Annotated in this window: 11 protein-coding genes; 4 read left to right on the forward strand and 7 right to left on the reverse strand. The window is 44.4% G+C overall.

Going from position 1 to position 16,590, the window contains the following annotated elements:
• Positions 1-133 precede the first annotated feature (133 nt).
• Positions 134-3,298, reverse strand: coding sequence for a GDSL-type esterase/lipase family protein (locus tag AC3WJJ_RS22555; RefSeq protein ID WP_492543971.1), 3,165 nt, complete (start codon positions 3,296-3,298; stop codon positions 134-136).
• A 30-nt stretch (positions 3,299-3,328) separates the two neighbouring features.
• Complete coding sequence (locus tag AC3WJJ_RS22560) at positions 3,329-6,313, reverse strand: sialidase domain-containing protein (protein ID WP_492543973.1); 2,985 nt, start codon at positions 6,311-6,313, stop codon at positions 3,329-3,331.
• A 361-nt stretch (positions 6,314-6,674) separates the two neighbouring features.
• Here AC3WJJ_RS22560 and AC3WJJ_RS22565 point away from each other — a divergent pair, with 361 nt between their 5' ends.
• Positions 6,675-7,655: an Ldh family oxidoreductase gene (locus AC3WJJ_RS22565; protein ID WP_492543976.1), complete on the forward strand. Its 981-nt coding sequence runs from the start codon at positions 6,675-6,677 to the stop codon at positions 7,653-7,655.
• Positions 7,656-7,745: 90 nt separating this feature from the next.
• On the opposite strand, the gene AC3WJJ_RS22570 is transcribed toward AC3WJJ_RS22565, so the two are convergent.
• From AC3WJJ_RS22570 to AC3WJJ_RS22580, 3 genes are all read right to left on the reverse strand, one after another.
• Positions 7,746-9,236, reverse strand: a complete 1,491-nt coding sequence (locus AC3WJJ_RS22570) for a glycoside hydrolase family 5 protein (protein ID WP_492543978.1) — start codon at positions 9,234-9,236, stop codon at positions 7,746-7,748.
• A gap of 218 nt (positions 9,237-9,454) precedes the next feature.
• The gene (locus AC3WJJ_RS22575) at positions 9,455-10,681 is read right to left on the reverse strand and encodes an RtcB family protein (RefSeq protein ID WP_492543980.1); all 1,227 of its coding nucleotides are present in this window, start codon (positions 10,679-10,681) and stop codon (positions 9,455-9,457) included.
• 27 nt (positions 10,682-10,708) lie between these two features.
• Positions 10,709-11,500, reverse strand: a complete 792-nt coding sequence (locus AC3WJJ_RS22580) for a nucleotidyltransferase domain-containing protein (protein ID WP_492544062.1) — start codon at positions 11,498-11,500, stop codon at positions 10,709-10,711.
• A gap of 199 nt (positions 11,501-11,699) precedes the next feature.
• Here AC3WJJ_RS22580 and AC3WJJ_RS22585 point away from each other — a divergent pair, with 199 nt between their 5' ends.
• Both AC3WJJ_RS22585 and AC3WJJ_RS22590 read left to right on the forward strand, forming a co-directional pair.
• Positions 11,700-13,010, forward strand: a complete 1,311-nt coding sequence (locus AC3WJJ_RS22585; protein ID WP_492543982.1) for a helix-turn-helix transcriptional regulator — start codon at positions 11,700-11,702, stop codon at positions 13,008-13,010.
• The gene (locus AC3WJJ_RS22590) at positions 12,997-13,815 is read left to right on the forward strand and encodes a WYL domain-containing protein (RefSeq protein WP_492543984.1); all 819 of its coding nucleotides are present in this window, start codon (positions 12,997-12,999) and stop codon (positions 13,813-13,815) included. The genes AC3WJJ_RS22585 and AC3WJJ_RS22590 overlap by 14 nt, the downstream gene beginning before the upstream one ends.
• Positions 13,816-13,876: 61 nt before the next feature.
• Here the strand turns inward: AC3WJJ_RS22590 and AC3WJJ_RS22595 are convergent, their stop codons facing one another.
• Positions 13,877-14,617 (reverse strand): SDR family NAD(P)-dependent oxidoreductase, encoded by a 741-nt coding sequence (locus AC3WJJ_RS22595; protein ID WP_492543986.1) that lies wholly within the window; start codon positions 14,615-14,617, stop codon positions 13,877-13,879.
• Positions 14,618-14,745: 128 nt separating this feature from the next.
• Between AC3WJJ_RS22595 and AC3WJJ_RS22600 the strand changes: the two genes are divergently transcribed.
• Complete coding sequence (locus tag AC3WJJ_RS22600) at positions 14,746-15,591, forward strand: LysR family transcriptional regulator (protein WP_492543988.1); 846 nt, start codon at positions 14,746-14,748, stop codon at positions 15,589-15,591.
• Positions 15,592-15,646: 55 nt separating this feature from the next.
• On the opposite strand, the gene AC3WJJ_RS22605 is transcribed toward AC3WJJ_RS22600, so the two are convergent.
• Positions 15,647-16,402 carry a sugar phosphate isomerase/epimerase family protein gene (locus AC3WJJ_RS22605; RefSeq protein ID WP_492543990.1) on the reverse strand — a complete coding sequence of 252 codons (756 nt, stop codon included), beginning with the start codon at positions 16,400-16,402 and terminating at the stop codon, positions 15,647-15,649.
• Positions 16,403-16,590: the final 188 nt, after the last annotated feature.

The raw sequence follows: 16,590 nt of genomic DNA on the forward strand, positions 1-16,590 counted from the left end.
TGCTATATAACATCACTCCAAATAGTTAAACCGTTTATAGGCTTAATTAATCAAATAAAGTATAGAGATATATCAAAAAAGCTGCCCTTCGTAGATGTAACTACTCAAGACAGCTTCTTTGAAAACATACGATTTAAGACGTAATCGGGTTCAAGTTCAGCACTCTGTTCTGACCTTTAACCTTTACTTTTACTTGGATCATGTATCCATCCGTTCCCGACAGACCATTGATGACTAGAGCCGTGTTCAATTTACGCGTTTCAGTAGTGATCATATCCTCCTGCCCCCGAGTAAAGGTTACAGTAATGGACTCAACGGAGTCGGCCCCGCCCGCTGCCGTCACGATAGGCTGGATATTAATCGTCATCGCATTCGTGCCCTTGGTAATCGTAGGATTTACATTTAAAGTCCCTATGGTCTCCTGAGCTTTATAACGCAAGCTGGAGATATAGCTGTTTGGGTCATAAATACCAATTGCTTGAAAAATAGTAGCTGCCATATGTGTAGAACCCATGTAATTCGGGTGAATGCTATCATTCAACCAGATATTTTTGATATGACTTTCGGCTTGCTCAGCCTCCGTCCAATATTTGTAGTGATCGACAAGCAGTACATTCTTGTCAGCCGCAATATCTCTAACAACTTGTACATAAGCTGGGAGATTGGTGAGACGCCCCGCATCCCCCGGTTGAATCGTGTTGATCGTCTCTAGAATCGGCACTGCGCCCATTAGACGTATCTTATCTACTGCGCTTCGAAGATTCGATTCATATTCTGCGATCGGCACAAGCCGGTTACTGCTGTCATTCATGCCAAAAGCCAGAAACACAACATCCGGATCATTGACGGTAACCCACCGATCGAAATTCGTGACTAGATCACGAGTCGTTGCACTAGATACCCCCGTGTTCAGAACCAGATCCTTGGCTCTTGCCGGATATTGTGTCGAGAGTTCACCTCTTACCCGTTCCCCAAACAACTCTGCAAATGACTTGTACCCTTTCAAATGCAATGCTCCATGGGTAATGCTATCTCCACTGAACAGCCAAGTTATCGGTTGATCGCCTTGAATGAGAGAAGTCAGTTCAGCCGGAATTGGGCTTGGTTCCGGTGCAGGTCCTTGAAGGTATGCTGGATTCAGATTCGCATACTTCGTTTCTCCTTCAGCTCTAGCCTTCACCGTAAGAACATATGACTGACCATCAACTAGATTGCCCATACTGAACGAGTCAGTCAAGTTTATCGTCTGTTTCGTGTACGTCTCTGTACCCGATTTCAGCGTAATCTGCGCTTCCTCCACATCTGGAATGCAAGCAAGCGTTCTAACCAGATTAATGTTCAGAACACCACCGTTGAGCGTATACGAAATATCCTGGGCTATAGTTGGAGCAACCTGCTCTTTCACGTCAGAGAAGCCATTCAGACTCCATGTATTCCCGCTTCCGCCAACACTGAACAATGTCATCAGCTCTTTGGCTAGCGTCAAGTGTCCAAGCTGATTCGGCAGCTTACCTTCTGCATCCACCAAGGAATTAAGATTACTATATGTCTTCCAAGTATCGTAATGATTCGAGAGTATGACATGATCTTCGGAAGCTACAGCTTTAACCATTTCTACATACGGGGCAAGCTTCGTTCTATAGGCTGCATCAGTAGGATAAATCCCAGTCTGAAGTACAGGCACAGCCCCTATACCCCTGATGTTAGCCACAATCGTCCTTAAATTCGCCTTAAAATCAGCAACAGGTATATTCGCTTCCGCATCTCCCTTACCGAGCATGACAAAAACAGTCTTTGGCTGAAGCTTTGTCACAAGTCTACTAAAATTAGCAATGAGTTCGGATGAGGTAAGCCCTTTCATACCTGTGTTGAACACAAAGTTATTGCGTTGGATGGCAGAACTGGCTAACTCCCACCTGATCCGCTCTTCAAAATGCTGCATGAAATTCCGGTATCCACCGGCTTGACCAGCAGAAAAGGTAATGTCATCCCCAGTAAATAGAAATGTAGCTGGCTGACTAGTGGTATTCAAGTACGCCTTAATCTGGTTCAGGTCCCTACTTGTCACATCTATAGGTGCTGTCAATGCTTTCATCTCCACATCATCAAGTCTCCCGTCGTACACAGTGACGGTTTCAATATCCCCTTTATAATACCATTCCGGGGAAGCTTTGAAATCACGATTTGCACCGATCAGAAACGTATTCAGATTCGGAATGGCGCTTGCGAATGGGAATCCATTCGTTGTTCCTATTTTCTGACCATCCATATAGATCACCGTAGATGATTGATCAACGGTTACCGCTAGTTGATGCCACTGACCGTCATTATACAGAACGCCTGCAGGACTCGTGTAATTCATAATAAATGAACCATTCGAAGTATATTCGCTCGATACTCTGGCACTGACATTGATTCTGCCGCTGTTAATTGCTATCGCCAGGTTCGAGGCATCTACCGTAGAGTCAGAAAGGCTAAGTAGTGCTTTCGCATTGCCTCCATCCGTCATCTTGAATTTTGCGTAGAAGGTCCCTTTCTGCAAGCTCTTTACTTTAGAAAGCTCACTTGAGATGTCAACATAATCATTCGTTCCATTAAAAGAGCGATTAACGGCTTTGGTAACAACAGGCTTCGCTTTCTTGGTCATTTCCATCAGTGTCTGATCACTTAATGGGGCGCTGTACACCTCTGCATAATGAATGTCCCCTGTAAAAGGATATTGATTCCCTCCCGTAGCTCTCTCCGTGATCCCAAGCTTCACACTGTTTGGTGCGTAGATATTGTTCATGAACTTCCTCGCAGAAGTCGTATCACTCTTCACCAATTCTCCATCTAGAAAAAACTTATATCCTTTAGCTTTATCCACCACCATCGCAACGGTATGAACTTCATTCTCCGTGAGCTTCACCGCACCAGTCTTCACATGTGTATTCACCTTCGGTTCACCAGGCTTGGAATAACGATTCTCGCTACCGATCACTGTAGGCGTTATATACAGATGGAAATGCCCATCCGACTCGTTATTATTACTGAGTGAGAATAAGGACATGATTGTGGACCCCGTGTACTTAAATTTCACCACAATCGTTCCTTCTTCCAAAACTTTGAGTGCATTCAAATGTTCATTCAGATTCGTGTAATAACCGGTATTTATCGTTTGATTCTCGGACCGGAATATTAAACTAGGGTCAGAAGCAACAGATGCAGCAGACACAGGTTTACTCATCAGGTTTCCCACAGGAATCATAAGCAGTAGCAAGATCATTACGAGAAGCATAGCCAGAACTTTTTTTATCATTGTCGGCCTCCTCATATACATTCGAATGAATTAATGGATCGATGTCATCTGGCTCAGGATGGTTTCATTCAATTTGGTATCATACACCTCGACCTTCCCTAGATCACCCTTGAAGTACCATTCTGGAGAGGCCTTGAAATCACGATTCGCTCCAATAAGAAAGGTATTTAAGCCCGGAACGGCACTGGCAAAATGAAAACCCGTCGTTTCTGCGATTTTCTGCCCGTCCACATAAATCACCGTCGATGTACCATCTACACTCACGGCCACCTTATGCCAATTGCCATCGTTGTACGTTACTCCGCTTGGGCTGGTATAGTTCAGCATATAGGTCCGACTCGAAGTATAAGCGGCCGATTCCCTCGCTTCAACATGCAACTTCCCGCTATTGATGGCAATGGTTAGGTTCGAAGCATCCTCGGAGGCATTGGACAGACTCACGATTGACCTTGCATTACCGCTATCCGTTAATTTGAACTGAGCGTAGATCGTTCCTTGCGACAAATCCTTTACAGCAGGTAATTCGCTTGTTAGATCCACATAATCACTCGTTCCATTAAAGACCTGATTTAAAGAAGTCGTAACAACAGGCTGCGCGAATACAGCCGTATTGGATAATGTACCTGACACAGTAACTCCCGAGTTCAAAAGATTACCGTACACATTATAAATTGATGAACTTGCATCAAACCCTGCCGTTAAGTCATGTGTTCCTTGAGGTAAATCTGGAAACGCACCTTCAAATATGAATTCCGTCCCTTCACTGTTTTGGCTGATTAACGGGAACGTCATATTGACACCACCAATCGACCCCACAAGACTTTTGGTTCCCATAAGCATCACATAATGATCAAATATAGCCTTGATACGCACCGGGTCCCCCGTAGCATAGTTAGATGGCTGAGGTGTATCGAGCGTAATGGATTCAAGCACTGGGGATGGGGTAGCCCCATTTCTCTGCCACTTCAGATAATCGACATTAAATCTAGTGAAGCTCATATCTGTGTTTGCCGTACCTTCATAAAATAGACCGATGTTTCCATTCGAAAGGTTAGCTAGACTGGAATACGCATAGTAACCTTCCTTCACAAGCTGTGAATATTTCCAATCCAATCGATACTTCGTTCTGCCATTGGCATACATTCCATCCGGCTCAATCAGACCGACTTTGACTGTACCGTTAATCCGGCTTGAGGAATTAGCCGGACTTGCAAAAATAACAGCCTCTTTCCCGTCAATCTGTCCGTTATACCGAATCGCCGTCATCTGACAGTATGCTGCAACCAGAGCTTGGTCTGTGACAACCGCAGCATCCCAAGTCTGTCCCCCATCAAAGCTCGTAGCAATTTGCGCATAACCGGAGTAGTTTCTCATGAATAGCTTCAGCTGCCCATCTGGCATCTCCACTACTTGGGATTCTGTAATCTCATGGGAAGAACTCGTAAAGTTCTTCTCATAAATCACATTGCCGCCTCCAACATCCCGTCCTTCATTGGGTGACTCACCGCGATGCCAGGTTTCACCCTGATCATCACTATAGATAACGGCACTTGCCTGCTTGTTATTGTCATTCAGGAAATACACTGGAAATACAAGTCTTCCAGCATGTTCACCCTGCGTCATCTGGATGCCATTTCCCGGACCTGTTCCAAGAAAAATCATCCACTCTTCCTTCACATCATCATTCAGATCAATCGGGCCCGTCCATGTTGCTCCCTCATTATCACTGTAATAAAGTTCAAGATATGCTGTCTTATACGGCTTCAGTGGTGAGGTTGCACTGAAAATATTATTTACCTTCACCCCGTTCTGATATAGATTGCGTTTCATGTCAACCGTATAAGCGGTCAATACACCCGCAGCATTATACACCTTCCCATTCTCTCGAATGGTGTACTCATTACCTGAGCTGTCCTTCAAGAACATATATTTCTTACCGTTTATGGTCTTGAATCCAGTCCCTTTATAAGCATTATTACCGAATCCTCCCATGAGACCTGCGCCATGCGGGAACGCATCTACGAGCGCAAATACCCGGCCTGTACTCTGATCCTGCAACAACTCCAGATCAATGTTTGAGGCGGAATCCGGGTAATCATTAATGACAATGCCGTTATTCTCCCAAGTACTGCCTTGGTCAAAGCTTCTGCGGATGACCGCATCAATATTGTTGGGAGAATCACCGCCATTTGGAACTCTTCGGTCAATCCCGGCGATCAGCGTACCACTCTTGGTATACAACAATGCCGGAATGCGATAATTGTTCGAGTTCATAAACCCGGAATAGAAAATAGATTGTGGGGTTGTGATTTCAGCGCCTGCCGGCATTGGGTTGATAATCGGTTCTGCAGTTGTTTGTCCCGTCGTATGGATGAGCGTCTGATGGTCAAGCGGTACGTTATACACTTCTGCGAAATCAATATCTCCGGTAAATGGATAGGTATTACCGCCGGCGGATCTCTCGGTCCGACCCAACTGAGCACTGTTCGGGTTTTGAATCGTATTCAGAAATACTCTTGGTGAAGAGGTGTCCTGCTTAACCAAGGTACCATCTACATAATATTTGTACCCCTCCGCCTTGCTCATCACCATGGCAACTGTGTGTACTTCACCCGCTTTTATATGAATAGAGTCGCTTTTGACATGCGTATTAACTTTATTCAAACTGGCATCCGTATATCGGTTCTCACTCCCAATCGCAGTAGGAGAAACGTAGAGATGAAAATGACTATCCGGCAACGTCTTGTTGCTAAGCGAAAATAATGACATGATTGGGGAGTTTCCGGTATACCTGAATCGAACAATGATCGTCCCTTCATCCAGCCCCTTCAACGCATTGATTCTATCGTTTAAGTTCGTATAGTAGCTGGCTGAGATCCTCTGATTGTCTGACCTAAATACAAGACCCGAGGATTCAGATGCTTCGACAACATTTGGACTCATTCCAAATTGAAACGGCAGCGTAGTAAGCACGATTGAAATGGCTAGTAATAGAAAAGAACTCTTCTTAAACATCATATGAACCTCCTTTTTTTCACTTTCAAATTTGAAAAATCAAACACATACGTTTCCAGATGCATCTTGCTGCTGTATGAGGGATACCCGTCAGCTTCTCACTCTCCTTTTATCGGTTAATCCAAGCCGTATATTTCTACACCACCCCAAAAGAAAGCGCTTTATTTTTATGGGACGGTTATATCTTATAAGCTGTTTACAACATATACTATCCTCCTACTTTTACTTCCGGGTGCGTATTTTTACCTCTTTTGCAAGATGTGGGTAATACATAGAGAGGAATTAGATAAGCAACTGAAGAATGATATGATGTTGTAACTATTTTAGCTAGTGCAAATCATGGTTGGGGAGGGACTCGAAGATGAACGTGGAACCCAAAGACGGTATTCGCATCTTACCTGAAAAGCTCCGTGAACTAATCACATCGATTGCCCAGAAGGCCGGCATGTCTCATGAACGATCTGAGTTTCTAGCAGATATGCTCGTTATGAACGATCTTCGGGGCGTATTCAGCCACGGTTCTGTGCAGATCGCAACTTACGCCCGTATTATGCGGGACGGCTTGATTCACCCGAATCCACAAGTCCGTACCGTAAATGAAGCGCCTGCAACCATTGTCGTCGATGGAGATGGTGGACTTGGATATTTTGCAGTACATCGTGCCGTTCAGGAGATTGTAGAACGCTGCCGCCACCAAGGTATCGCTGCAGCTGTCACACGAAATCATGGTCACATTGGTGCAGCCGGTATTTATTCACGTATGCTTGCGGAACAAGGGCTCATTGGATATGTGACTTCGGGACATCAGCTGGATTTGAAAGCAGAGGACTCCATTATGAAAGCCGCTGGCGGCTCGCCTATGTCCTTTGCAGTTCCGTCCGGCAGTGAGGTACCTATGGTACTCGATTTCGGCGCGACGCTAGACATTTTCCCAGAAGCCCCCCATGTGGACCAGTTGTTTAAGCTCGCACCCGGCCTTGTATTCCGCAACATGGGACTCGGCTTTATGTGCCAGGCTCTCGGTGGATTCTTAGCAGGCATTCCGCTTAAGAGAAACGACGAGGGAAAAGAATATGTTGGCGCTAATCAAGGCTCGCTAATTATCGCACTGGATATTGGCCGGTTTATACAACCAGACCATTTCAAACACGAGATGGATACATATATGAAGATCACAAGTGAAATGCAGCCCATGCCTGGTTATGACAGAGCCACACTTCCTGGCGTACTAGAATCTGAACGTGAACGAGATTGGCTCACTAGCGGCATTCCAATCAGCGTAGAGCATCAGGCCATTCTAACTGATGTAGCCACTGAGTTTGACGTAGAATCTCCATTTTAAGTTAACCAAGCAAAAGGGATAGAACTCGGAATGTCTCCGAATCCTATCCCTTCGTTTATCACTAATTCAATACATTGTATCGCCGGCTCTTCATCGAGATGAGCCGGCTACAACGGTAATAATCCTTTCACCCTTCTCAGTTCTGACCATAATTAAGCCACTCTCCGAATTCGGGTACGGTCGCAGCTCAATTTGGCATACTGCCCTAGCACCTTGAACCCTTACATCCTCAGCACGAATTAATGCTGCAAGTGGATGATAGATCAGCGTCTCTCCTCCACTGGATATATACTCGACTTTTATCGTCTCCGTATCGTAGTCATACTGATAACCGGAGAGCACACCGCCCGTCGTGTGCGGGAATCCACGTCTAAGTGCCTTGGCGAAGGGAGTGTTCTGAAAGCCTTCAAACCAGCACCAGAACGTGTTACTCCATAAATATTGTTCAAAAATCGTGTTTACAGCCTTCGTTAATTCATAAGTGGCCGGATTCCCGTTAAAAGCCCCCCACTCGCCGATTAGCACCGGTACATTTAGACGATTCTGCACCTTGCGGTGGGTCGCAAAGATGAAGTCCACACGCTCCTGGTTATAAATTTCGTAGTGATCCGTATCTACAACGAGATCATAGCCATGAGGAGTGTATACCTGATGATGCGCGATCGTTCCATCGGAATTCTGTACAAGTTCAAGTCCAGACTCCACGCCCATATTCGTAAAATAATTCGTTTCCAGCATCAAGAAGCCATCCGGGTCCACTGTGCGAATCGATTCCGCAATTATATTGAAGAATGGCGTAATAACCTCCCTGTCGAACGCTTGCGCAGTTTCCTGTGCATGTTCCATCAACACACGATAGATGTCCATAGCCGCCATACCATGCAGAATCTCCTGTTTCTTCTCCTCACCAAACCACAGTGCAGCCAGCTGATCCATATCCACTTCATTCATTCCCATGACGTTCTGAGCATACGCAGCGATCATGGCTCCGAACACTTGCTGTCCGCTACTTCCTGGGTAAGGCTCATTCATCATGTCATATCCAATGATATTGGGGCAATCTGCGAAATAGGAAGCCACATGCTTCCACATCGCTGCATAATGATCCTGTAAACCAATCCCATCTACAGCAGGCGTATTCTGCCAAAAATGATCTAACGCACGATTCACAGCAGGGCTTGAGAGATAAGCATCACTCCACATATCACCTGTCACATGTGGCAGATCATCGGTTAGCGTAGCCCATTCTGGTGCGCCATCCCCAAATTGCTGACTATAGAGATCCTGATGCATATCTAGATAAACGTAGATTTGGTGCTGCGCTGCCCATCGAACCTGCTGTTTGATTCTACCCAAGTAGGCATCATCATAATGACCTGGCTCTGGTTCCACCCCATCCCAGATCAGACCTAAGCGAATGACATTAAAGCCCTGCTGCTGAAACCACTCAAACAGACTTTCATCACACGGTTCAACATAGCCGAGCGCTTTACTTTTGCATACAAGATTTACTCCACTTAAGATGACATGCGAGCCATCCTCGTTCACAATCCGTTGACCGTCAATGCTCAGCTTCTTCATGACCCCAGCTCTCCTTTTGTCTACGAATGCGTTTCATGACCAATCCCCAGCAAAAGTTAGTTGTCTTCTATGTTCTAATGATGTTGTGTAGGATTGCTACGTCTAAGAAGAAAAGTTCTCTACATGGAGGGATCTTTCCTGCATGAAGAACAGCAATAAGGGATAGAGCTCAGATATCAATCTGATGACTCTATCCCTTACTCGGAGTTCATTCGGTATCAATCCTTATACGGATCAAACTCATCCGCGCCCGCCATACATACTCCTATTGGTTTTAGAACATGCTTGACGTCGATAGTCTCCTCGTGAGCATCCAGCACTTCTTGCAGCTTCCGATACACGAACGGACTCTCGTCCGTTCCTGCACCCCGTAGCTCAACGCCAAAATCCCGTATAGCCTCAAGCATCTGCGCTCTGGAAATCTGCCCGCCGCTACGGGCGCGAGTCTTCCAATTCATTTTGCCTGCAGCCTGCGTCCGGCTCATGATACGCCCAGCCCCGTGAACCGTACTGTAGTAAGCCTCCAGGTTCTCAGCCGTATCCTTACCCTCAACGATGACAGAGATGTCACCCATACTACCACCGATAAAACCTAACTGCCCTGGTGTAGACGGGGTTGCTCCTTTTCGGACAACTATAACTTCCTTCCCGTTATGCATCTCTTTCCAAGCATAGTTATGATGGTTGTGTACTTCAAAGTCCGCTTCGGTTCCTAGGATCGATAAGACTTCCTCCATCACATAATCCCGTCCGGCATATGCATACCTTCCCGCCAGTTTCATCGCACGATAGTACATATCGCCGAGATCACTACTCAGGTCCAGCAATAGGGGAGGCTGATCCATCTTCTCACCAGGGGCATTCGCAAGAAACGCTCTTCCAGCCATCAGATTCATGAACCCGCTTGCCGTCTTATGTCCGAATCCCCTGCTTCCGAAATGATTCCCAATCCACACTCTCCCTGTCCCTACTTCTTCGAACAGATCAACATAATGATTACCACTGCCAACAGTCCCTAGCTGATCACGAGCAAGCGCCTTTAATTTATCGTGCTCCTGCCCGCCAACGGCTTTATATACATCCCAGTCCGGATCATCAAACAGATCATGGTCGACCTTTTGATTATTGACGCGTCCCACCCCGAAGGAAATTTTGCGTGCAATTTCGTCCATTAGTTTACCTATTCTAGGTTTTACGTCATCCACATGCAGCAATGTCCGCACCGCTTTATTCCCGCAAGCAATATCGTAACCTACACCTGATGGAGAGATTTGCCCGTCATAAACAACGACACCACCGATCGGCTGACTATATCCTTTGTGATGATCCGCCATCAGCAGCGTTTGAACGACATTTCCTGTCTGTGTGCACATTCTCGCTTGGACAAGTGCACCTTCGTCGGGTTTACCCCAGACACGTACACCGTCTATATTTTGATAAGCCATTCGTTTCAACTCCTGTAATTCATGTGTTTATTTCTCTGAACCCCATACTTCCTTCAATGCTGTACGGAATAACTCATCAAGTTGATCATTCAGTCTTCCATCAGCATCCCGTAAGCCATGTGCGATCTGTTCATAATAAGTTATTTTCGTCTCTAAAAATTCATTGATCGGATTGATTCTTGGTTCATAATCCAGTTCATCACCTGCTATTTTGCGGACTAACAGTTCCATAATAACTCCCTTGAGCTCACTGCCCTCAGGTACTAAGGCACTGAGAAGAGTCTGAAAGTCAATCGGCGGCATACTATTGTATTTCTCGATCCATTCGCAGGCCAGAATCGGACGAAGCACATAGAAATACTTTTTGATCTTTACTTGCTCTCCCTGAAGATAATCACGATAATTCCCCTTTGCCATGTGCAAATAGTGATACATACATGATTTAGGCGAAAAACTGAGCGGTGAGATATGACGGATGCGCTCTGCTACCGAATAGTTCTCCATATACTGAATCGGGGATTGCAACCACTCGTGCAGTGGTGGATTTGATTTGCGAAACAGTTTCAATGCTTTTTTCAAATCCCATCCGTTGATATCAAGCATGTTGCTGATCGGCCGTTCAATGACATCCCGCTTTTCATCAATCGATAGATACCAATCTAGCGGTCTAATATATATAAATCTCACATCATAATCACTGTCTTTGGATGGGAATCCCCATGCGCGGCTACCCGATTCACAAGCGTATAGGATTCGGACCTGTTCTTCCCTTTCAATAGCGTTCAATTCTTCGATGATCTGTTGCTGGGTATCGTACATGAGCGTCAACCTCACCTTCATTATTATGTCTATACTTGCCAATCACTTCAGCGGTGCAAGCTTCGTAATTCTATAATCGCTTATTTATGGTCGCACGAACATGGCGTAAGTATGACGACACGGGAAAATGTTTCCGTTTCACCCATATCTCTCCCCTGTTACAATGATAACAAACGTTTTATGGGGACGGTGAATTGTGATGGCCAAAGAGAGCTTTGATAAAGAGATCCAATTCCTGCGCATGCTTGTACTCACAAGTGGTGCATTCAACAGACAACAATATGCGGAGCGATTGGGTATCTCCGTCCACACCTTCGATAAAACCATCAGGCGGCTTAAAGGAATCGTGAACTCGATGTACCAACAGTTACCTCAGGAACAGAGCAAGGAATTTGCCGAGACGCTTCGATTCAACTACTATGACTCCAGCGATCCGATGCTGTTATTTTTATATCGTGCCAAATCCGTCAAAGAATCCGAAAGTCAGCGCTTGTCATTGCTTCTAGGAGCCATGAATGAACAGCCCTTGACTGCGATGGAGCTTATGGAGATTTGCTGTGGTGGAATTGAACAAGACCTGCCCCTCCCTGATGAGAAAACGATTCGCTCAGATCTTAAATATCTGGAGGAGGTTGGTGTCATCAAGAAGGAACCCGGGACTCGTCCTTATCGGTACCGCATTCAGAACGACTTGGTCCAGCAATTGTCGGAGCAGGAGCTACTTGATCTATACCATTTTATCGATGTGATGGCGAACACGCAGGTTCCTTCTGTTCAAGGCTATCTACTGCGTGATGGACTTAAGAAGCATTTATTTCGGGACCATCCTGAGAAGTTCGTTACCGAGCCCTTCTTATATAAGTACCATTATTACTCACGGATACTGGATGAATCGCATTTGTTCACGCTCCTGCACGCTATCCGGCATCGCCGTAAAGTCCGCTTCCTGTATTTCTCACCTAAGTCGGAGAAGAGCTATGCCTCTATGAATACGAATCCATTGTTTGAACGAGAAACGAAGGGGAAATTAGAAAAAACGCTGCCGCTCAAGGTCATCTACGATCATCAGTACGGACGATGGTATTTACTCTCGTATAGTAGAGAGGGAATCCGAAAATTCCGTATGGAAGGAATCACCCAGATCGAAGAGGATGAGGAAGTAACGGAAGTATTTTTTAAATGGAAGAAAAATGAGCTTGAGGAGAAAATCCAATATAGCTGGCTGATTGATACCGGCAGGCCGGTAACCGTACGGGTCCGGTTCTACAATCCAGAACATACGCAATCCAACTTCATCAAAGAACGGGTTCGACTGCAAGGGCAATGGGGAAAGATCGTTCATGAAGACGATGAATGCTTCATCTATGAAATCATCGTGAATGGAACAACCGAGATCAAGCCATGGCTAAGGAGCTTCGGTTCCAGCTGTGAGGTGCTTGCCCCCGCATCGCTCCGCCATGACATGATTGCTGAATGGAAGGAGATTCAGTCCTACTATGAATCTGTTTGAGAAGATTTTTAACTACCAGATCGTCTCCCGTCTAGAGGATTCGGGAACGTTCATGATTAGCTCACACGAAAGATCTTGGCTTAAGACCATGTTGAATCATCCGGCAGCAACTGTTGCTTTCACAGCGGATACTTTAACCAAATTAAACTCAATTCTGGAGCCAGATGAAGTGATGGATACCTCCGATCATTTAATTGAAAAAGCTCGGAGTTTGGAGAAGCAAGTATATCATCCGCTTCTACGTCCTTTATCCCGTATGATCATGAATAAGAACGGAATTTGTTTAACCTACGGGATCAAGAACGGACGCATACATTCGGAACAATCGGGTTTCCCTTATAAACTGGAATACTCGATGGTCAAACGAGAATGGTATTTGCTCTGGTACCATTTACAACAACACAACTTCATGAGGTCCCGTCTTCACACCATTATTTCTGTATCGGAAGAGAGCATCCTCCCATCCCAAGCCGATGAAATAGTTCGGAAGATAAATCGGCAACTCGAATCGCGTCAGATCGAAATTGTCATTGAAGTGGTCCGAAATTACAACCGGGAGCTGTCTAGAATTCTTTACGCTCTCTCTAGCTTCGAGAAAAACGTAGATTACGATGCGGAGAATGATCTGTATAGTGTGAGAATTACCTTGCTTAGTGACGAATCAGAGTATCTCCTCTCCAAAATCCGCTTTCTTGGGAAGCGTGTGCGGATCACCCAGGGTGACTACTTGAAGAGAAGGATGCTCGAATCTTCCTCAAAGGCACTGGAACGTTACGAAAGTACGTCAATCGGCTCTCATTCATAGGAGTAGCTGCTCAACAAACGCCCCCTTGAGTAATCAAATAAGAGGGGGTGTTTCTATATACTTAAAGGGTTTGACCATTATCAATCGTGAAGACTTGGCCCGTGATGGATTCTTGAGTCAGTTGAAAAAGAATACCATCCGCAATATCGTCTGGTGTTGAAATTCTCTTAAGCGGTAAGTTTCCCGCAAGTTGATACATCTTCTCTTCATTACCTGACCACCACCTGGTATCAACGGCACCAGGAGATATACTATTCACTCTAATATAAGGTGCTAGTGCGATAGCTAATGACCTTGTCATCGTGTGAATGGCTGATTTTGTTGCTGCATATGGTATAGATGATCCTATTCCCGTCATTCCTGCCACACTGCCCACATTAACAATGACGCCCAATTGTTGCTTCTTCATATAAGGGACAACTGATTTTACGCAATGAAACATCCCTTTCACATTAACACTGAACAGGGAATCCCATACTTCATCTGTTACGGCGTCTAAGTCGTCCATGGGGATCTGAGCTGTAATACTCGCATTGTTTACTAAACCATCCACCGTCCCAAAAGACTTAACAGTATAGGATACTAAATCATTAACCTCTTTTTCTATCGCTACATTCGCTTTATAAGCGATTGCTGTTCCGCCGTTCTGTGTAATCGCGTTGACAACCTCATCAGCTTCTTGTTCAGATCGACTATAATTAACAACAACCTTCGCACCTTCAGCATCTAGTCTCAAAGCTGTTGCTCTCCCCACTCCAGTGCCTCCGCCGGTTATTATGACAACTTTATCTCGTAATCTCATTCTAATTTCATCCCTCACTTGGTTTTGATTTTATATGCTCCATTATATTTTTAAGCCTCTGAAGAGTATAATTCTTAATAATAAGGGCGGTATCATTTTAAATGATATCCAGGAGAGGACTGTTCTTCTTGGAAAGTCATGATTTGTGGATTTTTAAACATGTTGCAGAGCTACAATCGGTATCTAAAGCTGCTGAGAAATTAGGTTATGTACAACCAAATGTCAGTCAGCGAATTAAAAGTTTGGAAGATGAATTAGGTGTCCGAATATTTACGCGTAACAATAGAGGGGTATCATTAACAGAGGAAGGAACCGTCTTACTGGAGTATACAAATCAAATCATACTTTTAATGGATGAAGCAAAGTCAGTACTTAACCCTAATAAATGGAGAGACTCATTAATAATAGGTGCCTCTCAAACCATTTCTGCAGTTAAAATCCCTCAGCTGTTTTCTTCTTTTTTAAGAGAACATAAACACATTGATGTAAAAGTACGGACGAGTGATAAGCAAAAACTACAAGAAATGCTTTTCTACGGAGAAGTTGATGGCGTTTTTATAAATGGAACTTATAATTACTCACAGTTCGAAATTATTTATAGTTATTTCGAGAAAATCATACTTATTTCACCTAAAGATGTTCAACTTAATAATAAGCAACATGATCAAACGTTGATTGTTAACAGCGATCCTAATTGTATCTACAGAATTAAAATACTGGATTATTCTAAGGAAAATGAATTACATGATCCGGCTATTATGGAGTTTGATTCGCTTGAATCCATTTTACAAGCAGTTCAAGATGGACTAGGCATCAGTATCATACCAGCAGACGTGGCTTACAATCGAAAAGAAATGCAATCCATTCAATATGAAGAATTGTCTGAAACGATCAAGATAGATTTCATAATTAAGCAAAGAAAACAACAACCACAAGGTTTAAAAAAGTTTATTCATTTTTTACAGAGAACATAAAAATGCACCCCCTAGCTCTATGCTAAGGGGTGTATTCAATTATACGTTAAAAAATTTATACGCTTGCCATCATAGCTTTCACATTGCCCAGCGAAAGTTTAACACTCTCATAGCCATCCATCTTGATCCTATCCTGTTCCACAACAACCCACGCATACCCCGAAGATTTCGCCGTCTTGATAATACCTCTTAGATCAAGCAGGCCCGTTCCTACTTCTGTCATCTCTTTGTCTGCTTTGTTTATCATATCCTTCACGTGAACCGTCTTGCAGCGCGAACCGAAACTATTCATAACCTCGACAGGCTCACGATCCGCATGCGTTGTCCAGAACATATCGATTTCAAAGTTGAATTCTTCTTCTGTTGTTGCTTCTCGCAGCATCTCTAAGATTGGCTTGTCACCAAACTCATTCACGAACTCATGGTAATGGTTATGATACAGAAGGTCCATTCCAGCAGCTTTGATCTTTGGTCCGATCTCCTTCACGATCGCGATTAAACTATGTACGTCTTCCATCGATTCGATCTTATAGTAAGGGATCACGATATAGGAGGAACCAATCACTGTATTGTAAGCAATCACCTCATCCAGATTCCCTAGCAGTTCATCCATAGGTGTATGGCTTCCCATTGCTTTCAGGTCGGCCTTCTGCAGCATTGCCTTCATCTCTTCAGCTGGAATATCAGCGAACCCCGCAAATTCAACACCGTCATAGCCAGCTTCGCTTACTTTGCTGAGCTTTGCAGCGAAATCTTCCTGATCATAATCGCGCAGAGTATATAGTTGTAATGCTACCTTCAAATTTGTCATGCCTTCTTTTCGCCTCTTTTCCAATGTTATGTTCATGGCATAATTTTCAGCACCATCATAGCACGACGCTCAGGATCCGATGTTCATTCCAAGACAACAAGTCATTTTTTCAATATATTTACGACATTATTTTTACAGATATGCATTCAGCTAGTTTGCTAAGATATAAAACAAGATTCTAATTTGGG

This window comes from Paenibacillus sp. FW507-14B1B, from assembly GCF_058781425.1.

What these genes read in the sequence shown, in the direction of transcription:
- AC3WJJ_RS22555 (WP_492543971.1), bottom strand. Translation starts at nt 3,298, where the DNA reads ATGATAAAAAAAGTTCTGGCTATGCTTCTCGTAATGATCTTGCTACTG.
- AC3WJJ_RS22560 (WP_492543973.1), bottom strand. Translation starts at nt 6,313, where the DNA reads ATGTTTAAGAAGAGTTCTTTTCTATTACTAGCCATTTCAATCGTGCTT.
- AC3WJJ_RS22565 (WP_492543976.1), top strand. Translation starts at nt 6,675, where the DNA reads ATGAACGTGGAACCCAAAGACGGTATTCGCATCTTACCTGAAAAGCTC.
- AC3WJJ_RS22570 (WP_492543978.1), bottom strand. Translation starts at nt 9,236, where the DNA reads ATGAAGAAGCTGAGCATTGACGGTCAACGGATTGTGAACGAGGATGGC.
- AC3WJJ_RS22575 (WP_492543980.1), bottom strand. Translation starts at nt 10,681, where the DNA reads ATGGCTTATCAAAATATAGACGGTGTACGTGTCTGGGGTAAACCCGAC.
- AC3WJJ_RS22580 (WP_492544062.1), bottom strand. Translation starts at nt 11,500, where the DNA reads ATGTACGATACCCAGCAACAGATCATCGAAGAATTGAACGCTATTGAA.
- AC3WJJ_RS22585 (WP_492543982.1), top strand. Translation starts at nt 11,700, where the DNA reads ATGGCCAAAGAGAGCTTTGATAAAGAGATCCAATTCCTGCGCATGCTT.
- AC3WJJ_RS22590 (WP_492543984.1), top strand. Translation starts at nt 12,997, where the DNA reads ATGAATCTGTTTGAGAAGATTTTTAACTACCAGATCGTCTCCCGTCTA.
- AC3WJJ_RS22595 (WP_492543986.1), bottom strand. Translation starts at nt 14,617, where the DNA reads ATGAGATTACGAGATAAAGTTGTCATAATAACCGGCGGAGGCACTGGA.
- AC3WJJ_RS22605 (WP_492543990.1), bottom strand. Translation starts at nt 16,402, where the DNA reads ATGACAAATTTGAAGGTAGCATTACAACTATATACTCTGCGCGATTAT.